Raw genomic sequence first — 21,308 nt, forward strand, 5'->3', positions numbered from 1 at the left:
CCGACCAGCGTGCCGTCGTGGGCCCGCTGATCGAGCGGGGCCTCAGGTGGTGGCGAAGGCCGACCGGCGGCGGGCGTCGACCTCGGCGGCCAGTGCTGGCGCGCGCTCCAACGCCTCCCGGTGACCGCAGCCGGCCAGCCAGTTGGCGAGCATCAGGTGGCCGCCCTCGGTGAGCACCGACTCCGGGTGGAACTGGACGCCCTCGATGGGAAGGGTCCGGTGCCGCATCGCCATCACCACGCCGGAGCCGGTCCAGCCGGTGACCTCCAGCTCGTCCGGGAGCGTGTCGGGCAGCACGGCGAGGGAGTGGTACCGGGTGGCGGTGAACGGGTCGGGCAGGCCGGCGAGTACGCCCACCGACTGGTGCCGTACCTCGGAGGTCTTGCCGTGCAGCAGCTCGGGTGCGCGCGTCACGGTCGCCCCGAACGCCTCGCCGATCGCCTGGTGACCGAGGCAGACGCCGAAGATCGGCAGCTCGCCCGCGTACTGCCGGATGACGTCCAGGCAGATGCCGGCCCGGTCGGGGCTGCCCGGCCCCGGGGAGAGCAGGATGCCGGCCGCGCCCACCCTGCCCACCTCGGCGACGTCGATCTCGTCGTTGCGGCGGACCTCGCAGGTCACGCCGAGCTGGCCCAGGTATTGCACGAGGTTGAAGACGAACGAGTCGTAGTTGTCGATCACCAGGATGCGCATGGTCACCTGCTCGGGGAGGGCGGCGCGGGGTTGTTCTGGTCGGTGTCGTACGGCAGGTCGTGTTCGTCGCCGGCCGGGGCGTCGCCGGTCGCCGGGCCGACGTCGCCCGAGTCCGCGGGGGACTCGACCTGTACGTCGTCGAAGGGCAGCAGGGGCTCGGCCCAGGGGAAGGCGACATACCAGAGCAGGGCCACCGTGGCGGCCACCAGCAGTACCGAGCCGATCAGCTTTCCGGCCACGCCGAAGGGCAGTTTGCGCCAGATGAACGCGTACATCGGGTCAGCCCCCCAGCTCCGCCGGGCGGCCCGCCGACTTGGGTTGGGTGCGGTCCAGCTCGGCGTGGATGATCAGCCGCTGGTAGTTGTCCCACTTGGGGTTGCAGGTGGTCAGGGTGAGCATCCGCTTGGTCGGTTTCTTGTCCGGCTCGCCGGGCACCGGCGCCACCACCTCGACCTGGGTGGGTCGGACGATCCGCGACTGCGACACCAGGTAGACGTACCAGTCGGTCTTGCTCTCGACCACGATGGCGTCGCCCTCGCTCAACTCGTCCAACCGCCAGAAGGTGGCCCGGTTACGGTGCCCGGCGACGGAGAAGTTGCCCACCTGGCCGGGCATCGCGCTTGTCGGGTAGTGGCCCGGGGCGTAGCGGATGTCCTCCTGGGTGACGCCCTCGACCACCACCAGGTTCTTGTCGATCTTCGGGATGTAGAGGCCGGCGAGCGGCTTGCCGCGTACCGGGGGCGACGGTTTGACGCTCGGGCCGGCCGACGGAGCGACCGTCGGGTCGTCGGCCGGGCCCCACTGCTGCTCCAGCTCATTGGTGAGGTCGTTCTGGTGGGCGTCGACGATGGCCGACTTGCCCCACACCTCGTAGCCGGCGAAGAGCAGCACCACCAGACCGAAGGTGATCAGGATTTCGCCTGTGACACGGACGCCGGTGCGGATTCGGGAGCCGAGCGACGGGCGGGTGAGTTCGGAGTAGACGCTCTTGTAGCCCTCGCCGGTCTGGTGCGGCCGGAGTTGGACCACCCGCTCGCCGCGCCGGGGCCGGGGCGGCTCGCCGGGGTTGTCGCCGCCGCCGGTCGGCTCCTGGGGGCCTCCGGTGCGGGGGACGGCACCCATCAGCGCTGTCGAGTCCATTGTCGGTGGGCGGGTGGCGGGGGTGCCGGGCACGACGGGAATCAACGCGGTGGCGGCCGGGTCGGCGCCACGCTCCGGCCCGGCGGCGGGAGCACGGCCCGGCGCGGTGGGCGGGACACGGCCCGGCGCGGTGGGCGGAAGACCGGTCGGCCCGGTCGGCGGGACACCGGTTGGCCCCGTCGGCGGGACACCGGTCGGCCCGGTCGGCGGGACACCGGTCGGCCCGGCGGAGGAGGGGGCATCCGGGCCGGGCGCGGACGGAGCGGCCGGGGAGCCGGTCGGGCGCGGGGGCCGGGCGGCGATCTGGGGGATGAGCGCGGTCGGTGCGTCGGCAACAGGTGGGGTCGGGGCGTCGACCGGGGCAGCGGGTCGTACCGGGCCCGGGTTGGTCGCGGCCGGCCGGCCGGCCGCCGGTGGACCGTCGGACCCCGCGTGCGGGCTCGGTCGGGGCGCGGCGCTGCCTGGCCACGGCGGGGGTGCGTCGACACCTCGCGGGCCGGGGGTCGGATCGGTCGGGCGGGAAGGCTCAGGCGTGGTCGGCGGGCGCGGGGCACCGGGCCGGGCGGGCAGCGTCGGCTCGGGCCAGTTGCCGGACGTGGTCGGCCGGTCCGGGGCCGGCTCGGGCCGGTCGACCTTGGGCAGGAACGCGGTCGGATCGTCGGTCTGGTTCCGGTGCCGCCCGTCGCGACGCTCGTCCGGCGCGCTCATTTAGGCACCGTGGCCGAGCGGAGGGCTGTCGAGTCCTCGAATGCGGGGACTCGCACCGTGCCTGCCGTCTCCTTGTAGCCGAGCTGGTAGTCGTCGACCGCGTCCTTGAACCACTGGACTCCCTGGGAGCTGGCGAGTGCCTGCTGAAGGGCAGCGGGGTCGCCGATCGCTACGATCTTGAACGGTGGGGAGTACACCCGGCCGTGGAGCAGCAGGGTGTTACCGACGCAGCGTACCGCGCTGGTTGCGAGCACGCGGACGTTCATGATTGATACGGCCTCCGCTCCGCCGGCCCAGAGCGCGTTGACCACTGCCTGCACATCCGCCTGGTGCACCACCAGGTCGTCGTTGTCGGCGTCCGACTGGGTCTGGTCGAGCTGCGGCGCGTCGTTCAGCTCGACCGTGACCCCGGTCCCGCCGAGGGCAGTGAACCCGGCGGCCTGGAGGCTGCCCTGGGCGCGATCCTGCTGATCCTTGATCGGGGCGTCCGAGCCGGCCAGCGTGTTGGTCCGTTGTTGGACCTCGTCGCGCAGGGTGGCGGCCCGGCGTTCGCTCGCCGCCACCTGCTCGCGCCGGTCCTCGATGAGCTGGTTGAGCTGCGGCCGTCGGTCCTCACGCAGCGCGGTGCCGCCAGCGGTGGTCGCGGTGGTGGTGAAGAGCAGCCCCGCCGCGGCGGCGATCAGGGGCACCCCGATCGACCAGCCCGGTCGGCGTTGACGCGGTCGCCGGGGCAGCAGCCCGGCGGCGGCCCGTCGGAGGACCTTCTGCCAGGAGGTTGCGCCGGATGTGTACTCCACCGAGCGTTCCTTCCGCGTGTCGGGGATCGGTCCGCGCCGGCTGGGCCGGTGATGCGAACAGTCCCGCCTTTTTCGGTCACTCCGTGCACCGGCCTGACCCCATTCATGGTCCGGACGGGCAATCGGGACTACGCTAGCTGTCGAACATTATTGGCCATGGACCGTCGCCCCCGCGCCCGGTTGTCAGGCCGGACGAGGTCGTCACCCCTCTGGAGAGCGTCGTGCCCAAGTCTCAGGTCCGCAAGAAGAAGGTGTACACCCCGCCGACGGACGTCCGTCCGACGACGGCGGCGTCGACGCGCAAGCCTAGCCCGGTGTGGTTGCCGGCCACCGCGGTCGCCTTGATCGTCGTCGGAATCGGCTGGCTGGTGCTCTATTACCTGTCGGAGCAGGAGTACCCGGTCGCGGCGTGGGGTTACTGGAACCTCGCGGTCGGCTTCGGCGCGATGGTCGCATCGCTGGGGCTGCTCTCCCGCTGGCGCTGAGCCGGCTTCGGGGCCGTCGCGTCGGCGGTTCCGCGTCACCCCACCGTGCCCCTGCCCGGCAGGATCGGATGGGGCCCCCTATGGTGTCCGCAGGCAGCGCGGCCTACTGCGAGATGACTCACGTTACCGCTGGGTAACCTTCGCGTAGGCTGCACTGCATGACCGAGCAAAGCGAGGTCATCAGGCAGCAGACCGGGGAGGCCAACTCGATGGGCAGCGTCCAGATCGTCACCACGATCCTCGCGGCCGCCATCACCGCCGTGGCGGTGTGGCTTGCGGTGCGTGCGGTCCTGAAGATGGTGGCAGTCATCCGGCTCGGGCAGCCCGCACCGGAACGGTTCACCGACAAGGTCGCTCGCGCCAGGACCATGCTCGTGGAGACCGCCGGCCACACCCGGATGCTCAAGTGGGGCGTGGTGGGCGCCGCGCACTGGTTCGTGATGGTCGGCTTCGTCGTGCTGTCGCTGCTGGTGCTCGAGGCGTACTTCGAGGTGGTCACCACGGACGGTGGCCTGCCGGTCATCGGGCACTGGACGATCTTCGGCCTGGTCACCGAGATCATCGGGGTGCTGGGCCTGGTCGGCATCGTGGTGCTGATGGCGATCCGGCTGCGCAACCGGCCGACCCGGCCGGGCGGGCGGTCCCGGTTCACCGGCTCGACCATGTGGCAGGGCTACTTCGTCGAGTGGATCGTGCTGCTGGTCCTGATCTTCGGGTTCGTGATCCGGGGATTCAAGGTCGCCACGGACCACTTCGAGTTCCCGTTCTGGGCCACCCCGGTCAGTCACGCGGTCGGTGCGGTGCTGCCCGACTGGGCGGACGGGGTCAGCGTCGCCGCAGCCATCAAGATCATCATTTCGATGACCTGGCTGATCGTCATCTCCCTGAACGTCACGATGGGTGTCGCCTGGCACCGCTTCCTGGCGTTCCCCAACATCTTCTTCAAGCGCGAGCCGGCCAAGCCGGCCGGCTCCGGCCTCGGCGCGCTGCGCCCCATGACGAGCCAGGGCAAGCCGCTCGACTTCGAGGAGGCAGACCCGGAGAAGGACCAGTTCGGCGTCGCCCAGGTCGAGCAGTTCAGCTGGAAGGGCCTACTGGACTTCAGCACCTGCACCGAGTGCGGTCGCTGCCAGTCGCAGTGCCCGGCCTGGAACACCGGCAAGCCGCTGTCGCCCAAGCTGCTCATCCTGAGCCTGCGCGACCACGCGTACGCCAAGGCGCCCTACCTGCTGGCCGGCGGCGGCAAGGACCTGACCGGCGAGGAGAAGGCCACCCAGGCGCAGCTCGCGCACCTGGACGTGCTGGCCCTCGCCGAGGCCGACAAGCCGTTGATCGGCACCGCCGAGGAGGGCGGGGTCATCGACCCGGACGTGCTCTGGTCCTGCACCACCTGCGGCGCCTGCGTCGAGCAGTGCCCGGTGGACATCGAGCACGTGGACCACATCGTCGACATGCGCCGCTACCAGGTGCTCATCGAGTCGAGCTTCCCCTCCGAGGCCGGCGTCATGCTGCGCAACCTGGAGAACAAGGGCAACCCGTGGGGCGCGCCGCAGAACACCCGCGAGGACTGGACGAAGGGCCTCGACTTCGAGGTGCCCCGGGTCGGCGAGGTGGACGACTTCGAGTACCTGTTCTGGGTCGGCTGTGCCGGTGCGTTCGAGGACCGGGCCAAGAAGACCACCCGCGCGGTGGCCACGCTGCTCAACGAGGCGGGCGTGTCGTTCGCGATCCTGGGCGAGGGCGAAACCTGCTCGGGCGACCCGGCGCGGCGGATCGGCAACGAGTTCGTCTTCCAGATGCTCGCCCAGCAGAACGTGGAGACGCTGAACGAGGCGTTCGAGGGCCGCGAGAAGGCCAAGCGCAAGATCGTGGCGACCTGCCCGCACTGCTTCAACACCCTGGGTAACGAGTACGGCCAGCTCGGCGGCGAGTTCGAGGTGGTCCACCACACCCAACTGCTCGCGCACCTCGTCGCCACCGGCAAGCTCACGCCGGTGCAGCCGGTCGACGGCGGCGTCACCTACCACGACCCCTGCTACCTCGGCCGGCATAACCGGATCTTCGCGGCCCCCCGGGAGGTTCTCGGTGACGCCATCGCCGGCGAGCTGACCGAGATGCCGCGCAACAGCGAGCGTTCCTTCTGCTGCGGCGCGGGCGGCGCCCGGATGTGGATGGAAGAGAAGATCGGCAAGCGGATCAACGTGGACCGGGTCGAAGAGGCCATGGCCACCGGGGCGAAGACCGTCGCGGTCGGCTGCCCGTTCTGCTCGACGATGCTCAACGACGGGGTCAACGGCAAGGGCGCCGGCGAGCAGGTCGAGGTCATCGACGTGGCGAGCGTGCTGCTCCGTTCGGTCAAGCCGGAGCAGCCACAGGGCGGCAAGGAGACGGCGCCGGTCGGCGGCTGAGGCGCGCGTACCCCGAAGGATCCTGACGGCGGTGGCACCTCCTGGGTGCCACCGCCGTCGTCACGTGGTCAGGCCCCGGCGGCGGTGGCTCCCGCGATCGCGGCGGCGGTGGCGGCCGTGGTGGCTGTCAGGAGGGCGGCCTGGGTCTGCTCGATCGCCCGGCGGGTGGCGGCCGACCCCCAGTCGCCCGCGCCGATCTCGTCGAGCCGGCGCTCCACTCGCTGCCGGGGCAGGTCGCCGAAGAGCGTGCGGTGCAGCCGGACGGCGCGGGTGAGACCGAGCAGCGCGGCGGTCCGCGGCGGCACCGGGCCGTCGCCGACGATCGCGGCCCACATCCGCTGCCGGGCCTCGGTCTCCACCGCCGGCTCCGTGCCGGTCGGCGAGGGATAGCGGGTACGCGGGACCACCCAGAACACCCGGTCGGACTCGCGGCGCAGCACACCGGCGGCGACCAGCCCGTCCAGCACTCGCCTCGGCAGGTCCTTCGCGAGCCGGGTCACCCAGTCCTGGGGTTTGCGAAGCTTGCGCTCTCCGGCGATCCGCGCCAGGGCGTCGTCCAGCAGCGGCCGGCCCACCGGGGCCGGGTCGGTGACCACCAGCCGGTCGTCGACCAGCTCGACCCGGCCGGCGACGGCCAGGTCGAGGAGCAGGGCGCCGGCCAGACCGTGGTCCAGGCCGGGCCAGCCGAGCCGGTCGGTGCCCGCGTCGTCGTGGGCCAGCAGGGCCAGTTCATCGGCAAGCGTCAGTGCATCCACGCCTTCCACGCTAACTCCGTTCCACCACCCCGCCCGGGGGCGTGCCCGTGGCCGCGGGGCAGCCCGTGCAAGAATCTCGCCGAGGTGAGGCGACATCGACGGCCTGCTCTTGATGACGCTGTTGCCCCTGGTCGGTTTCGCTGCGCTGACCGCGGGCAACGCGTTCTTCGTGGCGGCCGAGTTCGCCCTGGTCACGGTCGACCGTGCGGAGATCGACAGGCGGGCCGCCGCCGGCGACCAGGCCGCCCTGACGGTACGCGCGGCGCTGCGCGACCTCTCCTTCCAGCTCTCCGGAGCGCAGCTCGGCATCACCATCACCGCTCTGCTCACCGGCTACCTGGCCGAGCCGGCCCTGGCGCGGCTCTTCACCCCGCTGCTGCGGCCGGTGGCCGGGGAGAGCACCGAGCGGTTCACCCCGTTCCTGGCATTGGCCCTGGCCACGCTGCTCTCCATGCTCTTCGGTGAGTTGGTGCCGAAGAACGCGGCGCTGGCCCGGCCCATGCCGGCGGCGCTGGCCACGGCCGGTCCGATGCACACCTTCTCCCGCACGTTCGGCTGGCTGATCCGGGGGTTGAACGGCTCCGCGAACCGGCTGGTCCGGGCGCTCGGTGTCGAGCCGCAGGAGGAGCTGGCCAGTGCGCGCTCGCCGGAGGAGCTGGGTCTGCTGGCGGCCATCTCGGCTAGGGCCGGCGCGCTGCCGACCGACACCGCGATGCTGCTGCGCCGGACCATCCGCTTCGGCGACAAGCGGGCCGCCGAGGCGATGACCCCCCGGGTGGACGTGGTCGCGCTGCGCGCCACGGCCACCGTTGCCGAACTGCTCGAACAGTCCCGGCAGACCGGGCGGACCCGGTTCCCGGTGTACGAGGAGACCCTGGACCTGGTGACCGGTGTGGCCGGGGTGCCCGACGCGCTGGGCGTGCCGCTCGCCGACCGGGCGTCGACGATTGTCGGCTCGGTGGCCCGGGAGCCGGTGTACGTGCCGGAGAGCCTCAACCTGGACGGCGTGCTGGCCGCGTTGAAGGCGGCCGGTGCCGACCTGGCCATCGTGGTCGACGAGTACGGCGGCACGGACGGCGTGGTGACGATCGAGGACCTCGTCGAGGAGCTGGTCGGGGAGATCGCCGACGAGTTCGACCCGGCGAGTGTGGACGACGCCGACCCGGTCGAGTTGACCGTGCCGGGCGGTGAGCGCACCGTGCTCGTCGACGGGGTGCTCCGCTCCGACGAGGTGGCCGAGCAGACCGGCTTCCGGCTGCCCGAGGGGCCCTACGAGACGTTGGCCGGCTTCCTGATGGCCCAGCTCGGGCACATCCCGCTGGCCGGCGAGACGGTCGAGGCGGACGGCTGGGAGTTCACGGTGGTCGAGGTGGAGCGGCACCGGATCGAGCAGGTCCGGGTGTTGCGCCCGGCGGAACCGGACGACGATGACTGAGCTGCTGGTGACCGTCCTGCTGCTGCTCGGCAACGGGTTCTTCGTGGGCAGTGAGTTCGCGCTCATCGCGTCCCGCCGGACGGTGATCGAGCCGCTGGCCGCCGGGTCGAAGCGTGCCCGGTGGGCGTTGTCGGCGATGAACCAGATCCCGCTGATGATCGCTGGCGCGCAGCTCGGCATCACGGTCTGCTCGCTGGGCCTGGGCGCGATCGCCGAGCCGGCGTTGGCGCACCTGCTGGAGCCGCCGTTCCACGCGGCCGGCCTGCCCGAGCGCGCGGTGCACCCGGTGGCCTTCGTGTTGGCCCTGGGCGTGGTGGTCTTCCTGCACACGGTCGTCGGTGAGATGGTGCCGAAGAACATCACGCTCGCCGGTCCGGAGGTCTCCGCACTCTGGCTCGGCCCGGCGATGCTGGCGTTCTGTGTGGCCACCAAGCCGCTGCTGCTGGCCATGAAGTGGGCGGCGCGCCGGGTGCTCGCGATCTGGCGGATCGAGGCGTCCGAGGCGGTCAAGACGGTGTTCACCGCCGAGGAGTTGGCCGGGCTCGTCTCGCAGGCGCGCACCGAGGGGTTGCTCGACGAGGAGCAGCATGTCCGGATCACCGGCGCCCTGGCCCTGCACAGCCGCACGGCGGCGGACGCCCTGCAGCCGTGGTCGACGGTGGTGACGGTGGCCGAGGACGTCTCACCGGCGTCGCTGGAGGTGTTGGCGACCCGGACCGGACGGTCCCGGTTCCCGGTGGTGCAGCGGTCGACCCGTCGGGTGCTCGGCTTCGTGCACGTCAAGGACGTGCTGGGGTACGCCGGGCAGGGTCGCCGGTCGCCGGTGCCGGCCCAGGTCTACCGGCCGCTGGCGGTGGTGCCGCCGGAGCGTACGCTGGCGGACCTGCTGCTGGCCATGCGCCGCGAACGGCGGCACATGGTGCTGGTGAGCGACGGCCGGCGCCCGCTCGGTGTGGTCACTCTTGATGATGTATTGACGGCAATCGTTGGTTGATCCGCCAATACCCTTGGTGTGCAAGCGGTTGCACGACAGTGACGGTTACTCCACTCGCCTTGATTACCGCCCCGCGCTTCCCTAATGTGGGGCACCGACCGCTGTGGGTCGTCTGCCTCGGCCCTTCCCTCACGCGAGGCGCCCGGCGGTCGGTTGCAAAGGAGTCGGTGCCGGTGGCAACCATGCCCCCTCATCGTCACGACCTGTCTGCGTCTGCTCGGCCGGGTGGTCTACGCCGGGCTGGTCACCGTCTGCTCGTCCTGGTCGCCGCCGCGGTGGTCGGCGCGGGCCTGCTTACCGCCCCGGCGCACGCCGCGCCGACGGTCGACGAGATCGAGGCGCAGATCGACAAGAAGTGGGAGCAGTTGGAGCCCACTATCGAGCAGTACAACAAGGTCAGGGCGCAGCTGAAGGTCAACCGGCAGAAGTCGGTGAACCTGCAGAAGAAGATCGAGCCGCTGGCGTTGCAGAGCGAGTTGGCGCTCAACCGGGTCGGCGATCTCGCCTCCCGCTACTACATCTCGGGCCCGTCGCACGACATTGGCGCGCTGTTGGTCAGCGCCAAGCCGGACACGCTCACCGAGCAGCTCACCATTCTCGACCGCCTGGCCGCGCAGGAGCGCAAGGAGGTCGAGGGCGTCATCGCCGTGCGGGACAAGTACGACGGCGAGAAGCAGAAGCTGGACGCCCTCATCGTCACCCAGACCAAGCAGCAGAACGAGCTGGCGGCCAAGAAGAAGCAGATCGACGCCGAGATCAAGCAGCTCGAGGCATCGATGCCGAAGACCACGGTCAAGACCGCCGGCTGCCCGACCATCAACGGTGTGGTTTCCGTGGCCGCCCAGAAGGCGATCAAGACCGCCTGCCAGCAGGTCGGCGATCCGTACGTCTGGGGCGCCGTCGGCCCGAACTCGTTCGACTGCTCGGGGCTGACCCAGTACGCCTACAAGTCGGCCGGGATCTCCCTCACCCACCACACCGGAGACCAGTGGAACGAGGGCAAGGCCGTCGCGCGATCCGAGGCCCGTGCCGGTGACCTGGTCTTCTTCTATTCGGGCCTGAGTCATGTCGGGCTGTATCTGGGTAACAACCAGATGGTGCACGCACCACGTGCCGGTAAACCGGTGCAGGTGTCCAGCATCAACACCATGCCCGTGGCCGGGTTCCGCAGACCCTGATCCACACCGTTCGACACGACGGCCCCCGGTCACCGACCGGGGGCCGTCGTCGTTGTCAGCGGGGTGCGCCCACCGGGGACGGCAGGAGCTGCACGTCGGCCAGGTCGACGTACATGATGCGGTGGCCGAACTGGATCTGCGCGTACCGGTTCTTGCCGCGGATCACCGTCCAGTCGCCGGGCGAGGAGCCGTCGACGGTGCTGGCCCGGTAGTACTCGCCCGGCAGCACCGCGCCGACGGCGTACCGCTGCCCGGCGGCCAGGGTGTACTGCAGTGGCGAGATCGTCTGGTAGGGCACGCCGGCCGGATAGGCCGCCTGTTCCGGGTAGGCCCGCCCGTACACCGGAATGGTGGCCCGGCCGGGCTTCGGGGTGGCCACCACACCGGCGGTCCAACTGGCGGTGGGCCTGGACGCCGGGTTGTGGAACCAGGCCCGTTGCCCGAGATACCAGATCGCCGTCCAGTCGCCCTGCCGGCCGGCCAGCGCGTACGTCTGACCGGTGGAGGCGCGGGCGCCGTGATCCGACACCTCCATGGTGTTCGGGGTGCCGTCGGGGCGGAGCGCGATGTCGTTCACAAGCGGCGCGTCCGCGGCCGGCGCGGAGCGCAGCACCACCGACGAGGAGCCGCGTGGCGCGCACGGCACGCCGACGGTGACGCAGCCGACGAACGCCGGCTGGTTGGTGGCGAAGTCCGGGTCGATCCGGACCAGGCCGGTGGCCGGGGTGCCGGTGTCCAGGCGAGGAGCGCGCAGCAGCTCGAAGTAGTGGGTCCAGTCCCAGTACGGGCCGGTGTCCCAGTGCATTCCACGGACGTTCGCGGCGACGGTGCCGGGCACGTTGTCGTGGCCGATGATGTGCTGGCGGTCCAGCGGGACGCCCAGCCGCAGCGCGAGGTGCCGGACCAGCTTCGCCGAGGTCCGGTACATCGCCTCGGTGTACCAGGTGCCCTGCGCCGCGAAGCCCTCGTGCTCCAGCCCGACCGCCTTGGCGTTGACGTACCAGTTGCCGGCGTGCCAGGCGACATCCTTGGTCCGGACGTGCTGGGCGACGTGCCCGTCCACCGAGCGCAGCGTGTAGTGCCAGCTCACGTACGTCGGATCCTGGACGAGTCGCAGGGTGGTCGCCCAGCTCCCTTCGGTGTCGTGGATGACGATGTACTCGATCTTCTGCCGGGCGGGGCGGTCGGACAGGTCGTGGTTGCCGTAGTCACCGTCGCCGAACGCCGCGTAGGGCGCCGGGATCCACTCGCAGGAGATGGTGCGGGGGCATTCCAGACCGTCCGGGCGGTCGAGCCGGCGCAGACCCAGCCGGTCCGGCCCGGAGCGCTGCGGGCGGAGCGCGCGGGCCGGCAGCGTGATCCGCTGGCCGTCGTCGGCCACCCGCGACGCGCCGGCGCCGATGGTGGTGAAGACCTCGTCGGCGAAGGCCGCCGCGGCGTCCGCGCTGTCCGCGCCGGCGTAGCGGGCCACCGCGCCGTACCAGGTGGCCGGGTCGGTGCCGGCACCGACCGGGGCGCCCAACTCCCGCTGGTACGAGGCCAGGAGCGCGGCCCCGCCCCGGATGTTGACGTCGGCGTCGGTGCGCAGCGCGTCGGGGGTCGCGCCGGTCAGCGCGGCGGCGGCATCCACGGTCTGCGACGCGGTGGCGGGTGGCGCCGGGTCCTCGGCCGTCCGGGGCACGGGTGCCAGCGCGGTACGGGAGTCGTCGCCGCGCGGGTCCTCGGTGCCGGTGCCGTGGTGGCCGCGCACGGGCAGAGCGGTCACGTGTCGGGCGTCGGTCAGGTGCATGGGGCCGTAACCGCCGCTGGTGCTGGGTGTGCCGGCGTTGCTGTCCCAGCGGGACTCCAGGTAGGAGACGCCGAGCAGCACGTCGGTCGGTACGCCGTACTCGGCGGCAGCGGCGGCGTACCGCTGCTGGCGGTCGACAGTGGGCGCGGCGGCGTGGGCGGGTGCTCCGACCGCGGTCGCGGCGGCGAGCACGGCGGCGGCGAGCAGTGCACGCCGGCCGGGCAGCAGGGTTGGATGGTGCATCGAACCCCCTAGATTTCGCGGGTGTGGATGACGCCACCCTCGCGCCGGCCGGGAGTCCGCGTCAATACCTTTCCATGTGTCGACCTGCCAGGAAATAAATCTTCACGTACGGATCGGTCATCCTCTCGGATCGGTACGGAGTGTCACGGCCGCACGGGTTGCGGAACGGTAACAAGCGTCTCTACTCTGGTCATTCGTCGGCCCGATAGCAGCTCCGTCCAGCCCGGGCGGTAACGGACCGGCACCGCCGAGTCGTTTCCGAACGAACCGGGGACCCATGTCCCCCGGGGTGAATCCGCAGCCACTGCGGTAGGGCGCCCACTTCCCGCCCGAACCCGTCAGCTAACCCGGTAGGCGGTCAGGAAGAAGGAGTACGGAACCCCGGTGGCACTCCATGCCCCGCGGCCGTCGTCCGAGCGGTCGGCAACAGCCGGCCCGATGTCGATCGCGCCGCGCCCACGCTGGTCCCGCTTCACCACCGCGCTCGCCGCCCTGGCCGGCGTCGCCGTCGTTCTGACCGGCAGCGCCACGGCGGCCCACGCCGACCCGTCCGTCGCCGAGATCGAGCGCCAGATCGACGCCGACTGGAACAAACTCGAACCGATCATCGAACAGCACAACGCCACCCGGATCGACCTAGCCGCCAAGCGCAGGCAGGCCCAGGCGCTGGCCGCCCGGATCGCCCCGCTGGAGCGCCAGGTCGACGCCGCGATGGACAAGGTCAGCGCCCTGGCCGTGCGCGCGTACAAGGGTGAGAACGTGCTGACCGTCAACGCGGTGCTGGGCAGCCGGTCACCCAGTGAGGTGGTCGGTCAGCTCGAACTGCTCGACCGCTTCGCGCACAACCAGCAGGAGGACGTCCGCGAGGTGGCCGACCTGCGCGACGAGTTGGCCGGGCAGAAGGCGCCGCTCGACGAGATGGTGGCCCAGCTGACCCGTACCGAGGCCCAGCTGGCGGCGAAGAAGAGGCAGATCAACGAGGAGATCGACAAACTGCAGAAGCTGCGCCTCAAGGTGTACGGCAGCGGTGGCGGCGGTCCGTTGCGCCCCGCGCCCTGCCCCGGCAGCTACCCCGGTGGCGCCGCCGGCACCGCGGTCAAGTTCGCCTGCGCGCAGATCGGCAAGCCCTACGTCTGGGGTGCCGAGGGTCCGAACTCGTACGACTGCTCCGGGCTCATGCTCGCCGCCTGGGCGAAGGCCGGGGTGTCACTGCCGCACAACGCCGCCGCCCAGAGCCGCGTCACCAAGAACGTCAGCAAGGCCGACCTGCGCCCCGGCGACCTGGTCTTCTACTACAGCGACATCCACCACGTCGGCATGTACGTCGGTGGCGGCTGGGTGGTGCACGCCTCGCAGGCCGGCGAACCGGTCAAGATGAAGAGGGCCGACGACGGTCAGGTCCACAGCTACGGCCGTCCAGGCTGATCGAGGTGCTGACCGAGGGGCCCGTCGCGATTCGTCGCGGCGGGCCCTCGTCGTCATCGGGTCAGCGGGTGGGCCAGGTGCGCCAGTGCTGCCAGGCGCGGCTCGGCGTCGGCCCCCGCTGCCCCTGGTAGCGCGAGCCGTAGACCGCCGAGCCGTACGGGTGCTCGGCCGGCGAGGAGAGCCGGAAGATGCAGAGCTGCCCGATCTTCATGCCCGGCCAGAGAGTGATGGGCAGGTTCGCCACGTTCGAGAGTTCGAGCGTGACGTGCCCGGAGAAACCGGGGTCGATGAAGCCGGCGGTGGAGTGCGTGAGCAGCCCGAGCCGCCCCAGTGAACTCTTGCCCTCCAGCCGGCCGGCGAGCTGGTCACCGAGCGAGATGACCTCAAGCGTCGAGGCGAGCACGAACTCCCCGGGGTGCAGCACGAACGGCTCCCCGTCGGGCACCTCGACCGCCGACGTCAGGTCGTCCTGCTGCATCGCTGGGTCGATGTGTGTGTAAAGGTGGTTGTTGAAGACCCGGAACAGCCGGTCCAGCCGTACGTCGATGCTTGAGGGTTGGACCAGGGTGGGCTCGAACGGCTCCAGGCCCAGCGTGCCGGCCTTGATCTCGGAGACCAGGTCGCGGTCGGAGAGCAGCATCGGACCACCATAGCGGCGGCCCGAAAACCCACCGGATTCGGTGCCGGTGACCAGCGCGTCGAGGTCGCTACTCGTACATTTGTTCGATAGAATGCTCGCATGGCTTCCTGGTCCGAATTCGCCGCCGACGAGCCCCGACTCGCCGACGGGATCCGCGTTCTCCTCCAGCAGTACGGTCCGGGCTTCGGCTACCTGGCCACGGTCCGTGCCGACGGCGGGCCCCGGGTCCATCCGGTCTCCCCGGTCATCACCGACGAGGGTCTGTTCTGCTTCATCATCGACTCCCCGAAGCGCCGTGACCTCGAACGCGACGGCCGCTACGCGCTGCACTCGTTCCCCCCGGAGGAGAGCGACGACGAGGCGTACGTGGCGGGGCGTGCCCGCCCGGTGACCGATCCGGCGCGAGTCGCCCGGTTGGCGCAGGGCGCCCGCGCGGAGCCACAGGCCGACTGGCAACTGTTCGAGTTCACCGTCGACGTGGCGATGCTGACGCGCCGCGAGCAGCACATCGCGGGCATCCCGGGCCTCGCCCCGGCCCGGCCGGCCGTTCGGGTCTGGCTCGACCCGCGGGCCCCCTCGGCGGTGGCTGCCGCGCCGCTCACCGTGCCGCAGGCCCGTCCGAGCCGCCGCAGCCGTGACGTCCAGTGCACAGCCGCCTGACCACGGCCCAGAGACACCCGGTGCCGGCTCCCGCGCTGACGGAGCCGGCACCGCACGTACGCCCCGCCGGTGGCCCGGTGGCCCGGCGGCCCGGTGGCCCGGTGGCCCGGTGGCCCGGTGGCCCGGTGGCCCGGTGGCCCGGTGGCCCGGTGGCCCGGTGGCCCGGCATGATCGACTCCGTTTCAGTGACAACGCGGTGTTCCGGCCGCTCCGACGCCCCGACTTCCAGGACCCCGAGTGGCTCAACCCGAGCCGAGCGGCGGCCGGGGGTGCCTGGGTGCACAGGTTCGACGACTCGGGTACAGTGGTGCCGCTTGCGGGTGTAGTTCAATGGCAGAACATCAGCTTCCCAAGCTGACAGTGCGGGTTCGATTCCCGTCACCCGCTCCAACGCGAAGGCCCTGGCCAGGACGTGAGTCCCGGTCAGGGCCTTCGATGTTCCACGGTCAGGGATCGCGCGGCGTGCCAAGTGGTGTGCCATTAGTCCCTTCTCCTGTCCCTCTCCGTTAACTGCCACTCGGCAAGATCCCTAATCGATCAGGGTGATCGAGCTTGCGCGCGGTTCTCGACGCTGCAGTCCTTGGGAGCGCTCTGCGCCCGCTATGAATTCAGCGCAACAGCCTGTAGCTCGTCGATGTTGGTGCGGTACCAGGTGCCTCGGCTGAAGGCGTGCAGGTCGCCGCCCCGGCAGGTGTAGCGGAGGCGTTGTGCTTCGATGCCATCGGGCAGCGCGATGCGGCACTGCCCGCCGATGCGGCGCACGCCGTCTCGGCCGATGCGCAGCAGCGTCACGACGTCGTACTCGGAGCCCCAGCCCGCCAGAAGCGCGCGGTCTGCGCCGCTGACCAGCATGCTGTGTGCGGACGGATAGGGAGACGGCCCCCAATCCGTAACCTTTTCACCTGACGCCGACTGGACGTGGAAATCCGTGTAGGGGCAGAAGTGGGCAGTTTCGCCGTGCAGGTTGAGCGGGTAGCAGTCGGAGATGTACGGGAGCCCGGCATCGTGCGGGTAGAGCCAGTCGACGGTCAGGTCGTGGTTGAACCGGGCAAGGGTGCAACGGAAACTGTCCAAGATCTCGCGGCGCGTGGCCGAAGCCTTCCCGTGCGTCTCGATCGCCCAGTGACCGGTGCCGAACAATCCGATCCGCACCAGGCCGCCTGCCCTCAGCCTCGGTCATCGGGAGCAACCAGCCCGTAGACCAGGCGAAGGCTTTGCGCCGCCGCCTACCGTGGGCGGGAACAACCGAACCAGGGCGACGTCCACCGGGAGGCGGCGTGGTCAAGCGGTACCGCCGACGCGTACGACAGACGCGACCATGGACACCCGAACAGTCGGTTGGCCCGATCCAGCAGGAACCCCGCGGCCGATGGCGTCCCGGCTACTGGCTCCGGCACCCGACCCTTGGCGTTCTCTTCGGCGGACTGCTGGTGATGGCCCTCCTGTTCTGCGGCCTCGGCGACCTGCACCACCGGAACGACATGGTGGAACGGGGCGAGCGGACGGTCGGGACAGTGCGCGAGCTGCACGGCCGAAAGTGGTGGGTGTCGGTCAGCTTCACCACCCGAAGCGGGGAGGCGGTCACCGCCTGGATCAGCCGTCCTCCCTGGAACGAGCCGAGCGTCGGCGAAGAGGTCGACGTGATCTACGACCGGGCCGACCCGATCGGCAGCGCCTATCTGTCGGGCGACGAACCGGGCCCGCTCCCCGGAATCCTTATCCTCGGCGGCGGTGTCGTGCTGGCGCTGGTCTACGCATGGTGGCTGCGGCGGCACTGGAGTCGGCTGCGAAGCGGGGCGGAGGCGTGGCGCAGCCGCCACCCCGTGCCTCGACTCGGCGCACAGCGATAGCGGGGCTGGAAGGCGAACGGCTGCGCAGCCAGGCCAGGGCGGCTGGTTTCAGGTTGCCAGGGGTCGGACCGCATGCGTTTTCAGGGCCGAGTAGACCCGCTTGGAGACCGCCGAATCGGTGGGTAGGTCCGTAAGGTCGGCGGCTACCCACCGGGCCTGGGAGATCTCCCCGTTGGGGTTGATCTCCTCGGAGAGCGCGTGCAGGCGGACGACCTTCAGGTAGCCCTGTTTGCCCCCGCTGCTGGTCGCGTGTTCCTCGAGCACAAGGGCTGACGAGTCCAACGTGATGCCCAGCTCCTCGACGCACTCACGCCTGGCCGCCTGTTCCGGGGTTTCTCGGGCTGGCCTGTATCCGCCTCCGGGCAGGCTCCACAGGGATTGGTCGCCGTAGCTGTGTTGGACGAGGAGGACTCGGTGAGCGTCGACCGGGTGAATGATCAGCGCTTGCACGCCGTGGGTGGTCGGCTTGGCGATCCGCCAGTACAGCCCACGCAGGCGATAGAGAAGCCTGAACGCGATCGGTGGAATCCTCATCTGGCCATCCAATCGATGAGCCGCGCGGTGCGCGCCCGGCACGTGCCCGATCCTGGCATCTGAGCCAGCGGGCGACACCGCCGCCGTGACTCAACCCGAGTTTCACGATGACAGCCGGCCGATCGCTCGTCCTCGATGTGTCTCATTCCCCGACGATGGCAGGATCGCTGATGGCGGCGTCGTGCCCGGCCGCCGCCTGCGCGATGCTCACGGCGTCGGTGACGTCGCCGGCCACCAGCTGCACATCGGTCAGGTCACCGTGGCCTGCGGGGTCGCGCACCACGGCGGTGATCTGGTGGCCGCGCCGACGCGCCTCGGCGACGGTCCGCCGTCCGGCCCGGCCGCCCGCGCCGAAGACCACGATCCTCATGAGTTACGCCTCTCATTAGAGGCCGGAGCCCGTGCGCCCGGCCGGTTCGCCGACGCTATCGAGGGTCGTGGTTACCACCGGGATACCGGTCATTCTTTGGCGATGAGGCAACCTCTGCCCGCCGACATGTTCGACGAGCTGTGCCCGTCCTCGCTCAATCCGATCCGATTCGGCGACAAGTGGGCGGCGCTCATCATCCGCTGTCTTGAGCAGGGGCCTCGCCGGTTCTCGGAGCTGCGCGTGCCGCTTCGCCGCGTCACCCCAAAGGTGCTCACCCAGTCGCTGCGCTCCCTCGAACGGGACGGGCTGATCAAGCGCACCGTCTTCGCCGAGGTCACCCCGCACGTGGAGTGCGAGCTGACGCCGGTGAGCAGCTCGTCCACGGCCGCGAACTGACCGGTGACCCCGATCGCCGCGCGTACGGCCCTGGCCTCGGTGGCGGCATCGTGTCCGGCGATCCGCACGGTCCCGGTCCTTGTACGCCTTTCGCAGCCCGGAGACCGCAATCGCTGAACTCGTCATGCGCCTACCATCGGCGGCCGGTCTGTCACCGCTCTGACGCGACGGTGCCACGGCCGCTGACACGGTGTCCCACCTCGTTCCGCGTCGACTTCGCGCGGGACTGCAACAGACTCGTCCCGGCCGGCAATAGTCAGGTGTGACGAGCCAGATACAACCGTCTGACCAAGACCTGTGGTCGGCAATCGCGGCCGGTGACGAGGTCGCCTTCGCCCGGCTCTTCGACAGGTATGCCGGTGCGGTCTACAACCACGTGTTCCGGCTTACCGGCTCCTGGACGCTCGCCGAGGACGTGACGCAGTCGACCTTCCTGGTCGCGTGGCGTAGGCGCGGCGAAGCGGCGGTCCTGGTGGACGGGTTGGTGTTGCCGTGGCTGCTGGTGGTCGCCACAAATACGACCCGCACCGAGTGGCGCTCGGCCCGGCGGTGGTGGGCAGCCCTGCGGAGGTTGCCACCGGAGCGGGAGGCGGACACGGACCCGGCCGGCGACATCGTCGCGCGGCTCGATGACGAACGGAAGATGACGAAGATCTTGGCGGTGGTCCGCGGATTACCTCGCGCGGAGCGGGAGGCGGTGGCCCTGTGTCTGTGGTCCGGGGTGCCGTACGGCGAGGCGGCCACGGTCCTCGGCATCAGCGAAGGCGCGCTCCGTTCGCGCGTGAGCCGCGCACGGGCTCGGCTGGCACGAATGGTTACCGATGGCAACAAGCAGGAGGAAGAACGATGAAGGACATTCTCGACACGCCTGCCGAGCGTGAACTGCCGCCCGCAACGGCGGCGCGAATGCGAGCGGACCTGATGACGTCGATCCGCCGGCCTCGGCGCCGCAGGGCCGTACGACTCGGCATCGCCACCGTGGCGACGGCCGCGGCGGTGGTGGCCGGCGTGGCGATGGTGCCGAACGACGGGGAGGCAGGGCACCTGGCGATGGGCTCAGGTGAACTGTCACCGACGCTGCACCAAGCGCTGAAGCAGTGCCTGAGGTGGAACGCCCAGCACGAACGGCTTCCGGTGTCGATGGACGATTTGTCGGTGGCCGCCGAGCAGGGCCACCGTGTCCTGGCGCTGTTCATGACGGAAACCGGGTACTTCACCTGTGATGTCTCGAGACCACCACATGAGGAGGCCAGTGGGGGTACCAGCGGTGAACGTGTCTGGCCGCAACGCAAGTGGTTGCCGGGCCCGATCCAGCGGCTCCTTCTTACGTCGACCGATTTCGACGGCGGTGACGTTGCCGTGACCGGCCGGGTCAGCGCTCGCGTGCACCGGCTGGTACTCGAACACGGAGACGGGCACACGACCACGGCGCGGATGGTCAACGGGGTGTTCGGCCTGCTCTCCGAGGGTGCCAGCGTCACCAAGGACGCCGAGTTGGTCAGCTATGACACCACCGGCGCCGAGATCGACCGCCGCCTGCTGTTTCGTCCGTCCGACGAGTTCGACAACTGCTACGTGGACTCCTCCGGCACCGTCGTCTACGGCGAGCCGGGAGCCGACTGCCGACCCGCCGAGCCCTGGGGACGATAGGCAAGCCCGGTGAACGCCCGCGTCGCCATCGGGCGGCTCAGGCTCCTACCCGGTTGGCCGGGAGGGACTGCCCAACTCCCGGTGGCGGCGGAGTAGCTCCTGTAGCGCGTTGATCTCGGCAGCCAGTGCGGCCTGCCCCTGCTCGGTGATCCTGATCCAGGTCTTGGGTCTGCGGCCGTGATAGCCCCGGTCGATCCGGATCAGCTCCGCCTCCTCCAGCACCGCGAGGTGTCGGGAGAGGTTGCCGGCGGTGAGTTCGAGCGCGTCGCGCAGGTAGGCGACCTCCACCTGCTCGGCCTCGGCGGCGATGGTGAGGATGCCGAGCCGGTTGCGCTGGTGAACGGTGTCGCTGAGCCCGTTCGTCGGGTGCCCGCCGGGGCCGGTGCCGCTGCTCATGTCGACCTCTTACCCGTGGTGAAAAGAGCGATGATGCCACCGACGAGCAGGATCGGCGCCGGCAGCAGGGCTGCCAGCAGGAAGCTGTGACGGTTCAGGTCACCGGGCTGGAAGTCCGCGGTCTGGAAGTAGACGTTCACGAGGACGACGGTGACGACGTAGCACCCGGTCACGGCCGTCAGGCCGCGACTGCGTTCCAGTCGGGCCAGCACCAGCAGCCCCACCGCGATGACCAGATGCGGAAACATGCCGCGGTTGGAGACGCCCAACAGCGGTGTGGTCAGCCAACTTGTCGCACTCGACACCGACGTCGCCGAGTTGAGGAGCAGGAACCGCAGCACGAACGGCAGCACGAGCCCGACCAGCGTGCCGACGATGCCGGCGACGACGTACGTCCGGGTCGGCGTCCGCACGCCCACCCGTGCGCCGTGCCACCGATACCACCCGAGGCTGAGCAGGTAGCCGCCGACGAGCGCCACCAACCAGTACCACCCGAGGCCCGCCGAGCGGTCGAGGAAGTCCCCACCGAGGCCGGTCAGCGCGGGATTGTTCGGCCTGGGGCGCAGGGCGGGTGGGTCGACGGACTCCACGTACAGGGGTGCCGCCGCCGCGATCAGGAGACCGAACAGCAGAAGCGGCAACCAGTAGGCGTGCCGGGTGACCCGGGTGCGCCGGCGGAGCGCGGCCACCGACGCGAGGAGCTCCCCGGGGTCGTCTCTGCTGTACGGCGCGGTGTTCGATTGCTCCGTCACGGTGACCTCC

23 protein-coding genes, 1 tRNA gene, 1 pseudogene and 1 riboswitch are annotated in these 21,308 nt (G+C 70.5%); of the genes and pseudogenes, 12 read left to right on the plus strand and 13 right to left on the minus strand.

The window, feature by feature from the left end; genetic code table 11:
* Positions 1-42: 42 nt before the first annotated feature.
* Genes ACLQ29_RS06950 through ACLQ29_RS06965 form a run of 4 tightly spaced genes read right to left on the minus strand, consistent with a single transcriptional unit; the run spans position 43 to position 3,338 of the window.
* Positions 43-693: an aminodeoxychorismate/anthranilate synthase component II gene (locus tag ACLQ29_RS06950; protein WP_425770834.1), complete on the minus strand. Its 651-nt coding sequence runs from the start codon at positions 691-693 to the stop codon at positions 43-45.
* 2 nt (positions 694-695) lie between these two features.
* Complete coding sequence (locus ACLQ29_RS06955) at positions 696-968, minus strand: hypothetical protein (protein ID WP_393365186.1); 273 nt, start codon at positions 966-968, stop codon at positions 696-698.
* Positions 969-972: 4 nt separating this feature from the next.
* Complete coding sequence (locus tag ACLQ29_RS06960; protein WP_425770835.1) at positions 973-2,541, minus strand: class E sortase; 1,569 nt, start codon at positions 2,539-2,541, stop codon at positions 973-975.
* The gene (locus ACLQ29_RS06965; RefSeq protein WP_425770836.1) at positions 2,538-3,338 is read right to left on the minus strand and encodes a DUF881 domain-containing protein; all 801 of its coding nucleotides are present in this window, start codon (positions 3,336-3,338) and stop codon (positions 2,538-2,540) included. Before ACLQ29_RS06965 ends, ACLQ29_RS06960 begins: the two co-directional genes overlap by 4 nt.
* 221 nt (positions 3,339-3,559) lie before the next feature.
* Between ACLQ29_RS06965 and ACLQ29_RS06970 the strand changes: the two genes are divergently transcribed.
* On the plus strand, positions 3,560-3,823 hold the full coding sequence (locus ACLQ29_RS06970) for a cell division protein CrgA (RefSeq protein WP_357243225.1): 264 nt from the start codon (positions 3,560-3,562) through the stop codon (positions 3,821-3,823).
* 209 nt (positions 3,824-4,032) lie between these two features.
* On the plus strand, positions 4,033-6,231 hold the full coding sequence (locus ACLQ29_RS06975) for a (Fe-S)-binding protein (protein WP_425771234.1): 2,199 nt from the start codon (positions 4,033-4,035) through the stop codon (positions 6,229-6,231).
* Positions 6,232-6,299: 68 nt separating this feature from the next.
* Here ACLQ29_RS06975 and ACLQ29_RS06980 read toward each other — a convergent pair whose 3' ends face one another.
* Positions 6,300-6,986 (minus strand): GOLPH3/VPS74 family protein, encoded by a 687-nt coding sequence (locus tag ACLQ29_RS06980; protein ID WP_425770837.1) that lies wholly within the window; start codon positions 6,984-6,986, stop codon positions 6,300-6,302.
* A gap of 112 nt (positions 6,987-7,098) precedes the next feature.
* On the opposite strand from ACLQ29_RS06980, the gene ACLQ29_RS06985 reads away from it, so the two are divergent.
* The 3 genes from ACLQ29_RS06985 (at position 7,099) to ACLQ29_RS06995 (ending at position 10,593) form a co-directional block, all read left to right on the plus strand.
* The gene (locus tag ACLQ29_RS06985) at positions 7,099-8,421 is read left to right on the plus strand and encodes a hemolysin family protein (RefSeq protein WP_425770838.1); all 1,323 of its coding nucleotides are present in this window, start codon (positions 7,099-7,101) and stop codon (positions 8,419-8,421) included.
* Positions 8,414-9,415, plus strand: a complete 1,002-nt coding sequence (locus ACLQ29_RS06990) for a hemolysin family protein (RefSeq protein ID WP_393323968.1) — start codon at positions 8,414-8,416, stop codon at positions 9,413-9,415. Before ACLQ29_RS06985 ends, ACLQ29_RS06990 begins: the two co-directional genes overlap by 8 nt.
* 167 nt (positions 9,416-9,582) lie before the next feature.
* A complete protein-coding gene (locus ACLQ29_RS06995) occupies positions 9,583-10,593 on the plus strand; it encodes an NlpC/P60 family protein (RefSeq protein ID WP_425770839.1) in 1,011 nt (336 codons plus the stop codon).
* Between the two features lie 55 nt (positions 10,594-10,648).
* Here the strand turns inward: ACLQ29_RS06995 and ACLQ29_RS07000 are convergent, their stop codons facing one another.
* Complete coding sequence (locus ACLQ29_RS07000) at positions 10,649-12,625, minus strand: N-acetylmuramoyl-L-alanine amidase (protein WP_425770840.1); 1,977 nt, start codon at positions 12,623-12,625, stop codon at positions 10,649-10,651.
* Between the two features lie 235 nt (positions 12,626-12,860).
* Positions 12,861-12,996, plus strand: a riboswitch (cyclic di-AMP (ydaO/yuaA leader).
* A gap of 67 nt (positions 12,997-13,063) precedes the next feature.
* Between ACLQ29_RS07000 and ACLQ29_RS07005 the strand changes: the two genes are divergently transcribed.
* A complete protein-coding gene (locus tag ACLQ29_RS07005; protein ID WP_425770841.1) occupies positions 13,064-14,050 on the plus strand; it encodes an NlpC/P60 family protein in 987 nt (328 codons plus the stop codon).
* A 61-nt stretch (positions 14,051-14,111) separates the two neighbouring features.
* On the opposite strand, the gene dcd is transcribed toward ACLQ29_RS07005, so the two are convergent.
* Positions 14,112-14,690, minus strand: a complete 579-nt coding sequence (gene dcd, locus ACLQ29_RS07010; RefSeq protein WP_285792496.1) for a dCTP deaminase — start codon at positions 14,688-14,690, stop codon at positions 14,112-14,114.
* Positions 14,691-14,789: 99 nt separating this feature from the next.
* Here dcd and ACLQ29_RS07015 point away from each other — a divergent pair, with 99 nt between their 5' ends.
* Together ACLQ29_RS07015 and ACLQ29_RS07020 are read left to right on the plus strand one after the other, a co-directional pair.
* Positions 14,790-15,350, plus strand: coding sequence for a pyridoxamine 5'-phosphate oxidase family protein (locus ACLQ29_RS07015; protein ID WP_425770842.1), 561 nt, complete (start codon positions 14,790-14,792; stop codon positions 15,348-15,350).
* Between the two features lie 316 nt (positions 15,351-15,666).
* A tRNA-Gly gene (locus ACLQ29_RS07020) sits at positions 15,667-15,740 on the plus strand.
* 210 nt (positions 15,741-15,950) lie between these two features.
* Here ACLQ29_RS07020 and ACLQ29_RS07025 read toward each other — a convergent pair.
* Positions 15,951-16,502 carry a hypothetical protein gene (locus ACLQ29_RS07025; RefSeq protein ID WP_425770843.1) on the minus strand — a complete coding sequence of 184 codons (552 nt, stop codon included), beginning with the start codon at positions 16,500-16,502 and terminating at the stop codon, positions 15,951-15,953.
* Positions 16,503-16,780: 278 nt separating this feature from the next.
* Here ACLQ29_RS07025 and ACLQ29_RS07030 point away from each other — a divergent pair, with 278 nt between their 5' ends.
* Positions 16,781-17,200, plus strand: a complete 420-nt coding sequence (locus ACLQ29_RS07030) for a hypothetical protein (RefSeq protein ID WP_425770844.1) — start codon at positions 16,781-16,783, stop codon at positions 17,198-17,200.
* A 48-nt stretch (positions 17,201-17,248) separates the two neighbouring features.
* On the opposite strand, the gene ACLQ29_RS07035 is transcribed toward ACLQ29_RS07030, so the two are convergent.
* Positions 17,249-17,734 (minus strand): NUDIX hydrolase, encoded by a 486-nt coding sequence (locus tag ACLQ29_RS07035; protein ID WP_425770845.1) that lies wholly within the window; start codon positions 17,732-17,734, stop codon positions 17,249-17,251.
* A 142-nt stretch (positions 17,735-17,876) separates the two neighbouring features.
* The gene (locus ACLQ29_RS07040; protein WP_425770846.1) at positions 17,877-18,104 is read right to left on the minus strand and encodes an NAD(P)H-binding protein; all 228 of its coding nucleotides are present in this window, start codon (positions 18,102-18,104) and stop codon (positions 17,877-17,879) included.
* Positions 18,105-18,206: 102 nt separating this feature from the next.
* Between ACLQ29_RS07040 and ACLQ29_RS07045 the strand changes: the two genes are divergently transcribed.
* The gene (locus tag ACLQ29_RS07045; RefSeq protein WP_425770847.1) at positions 18,207-18,500 is read left to right on the plus strand and encodes a winged helix-turn-helix transcriptional regulator; all 294 of its coding nucleotides are present in this window, start codon (positions 18,207-18,209) and stop codon (positions 18,498-18,500) included.
* On the opposite strand, the pseudogene ACLQ29_RS07050 reads toward ACLQ29_RS07045, so the two are convergent.
* Positions 18,467-18,626: pseudogene (locus ACLQ29_RS07050) on the minus strand (ABC transporter); the annotation flags it as partial. The gene ACLQ29_RS07045 and the pseudogene ACLQ29_RS07050 sit on opposite strands and share 34 nt — an antisense overlap.
* 136 nt (positions 18,627-18,762) lie before the next feature.
* Here ACLQ29_RS07050 and ACLQ29_RS07055 point away from each other — a divergent pair.
* Positions 18,763-19,350: an RNA polymerase sigma factor gene (locus ACLQ29_RS07055; protein WP_425770848.1), complete on the plus strand. Its 588-nt coding sequence runs from the start codon at positions 18,763-18,765 to the stop codon at positions 19,348-19,350.
* Complete coding sequence (locus tag ACLQ29_RS07060; protein ID WP_425770849.1) at positions 19,347-20,150, plus strand: hypothetical protein; 804 nt, start codon at positions 19,347-19,349, stop codon at positions 20,148-20,150. Before ACLQ29_RS07055 ends, ACLQ29_RS07060 begins: the two co-directional genes overlap by 4 nt.
* 45 nt (positions 20,151-20,195) lie before the next feature.
* Here the strand turns inward: ACLQ29_RS07060 and ACLQ29_RS07065 are convergent, their stop codons facing one another.
* Positions 20,196-20,546 (minus strand): transcriptional regulator, encoded by a 351-nt coding sequence (locus tag ACLQ29_RS07065; RefSeq protein WP_425770850.1) that lies wholly within the window; start codon positions 20,544-20,546, stop codon positions 20,196-20,198.
* Positions 20,543-21,298: a hypothetical protein gene (locus tag ACLQ29_RS07070; RefSeq protein ID WP_425770851.1), complete on the minus strand. Its 756-nt coding sequence runs from the start codon at positions 21,296-21,298 to the stop codon at positions 20,543-20,545. The genes ACLQ29_RS07065 and ACLQ29_RS07070 overlap by 4 nt, the downstream gene beginning before the upstream one ends.
* Between the last annotated feature and the right edge of the window lie 10 nt (positions 21,299-21,308).

The sequence above is a fragment of the Micromonospora sp. DT228 genome (assembly GCF_049841595.1).
GTDB lineage: Bacteria > Actinomycetota > Actinomycetes > Mycobacteriales > Micromonosporaceae > Micromonospora.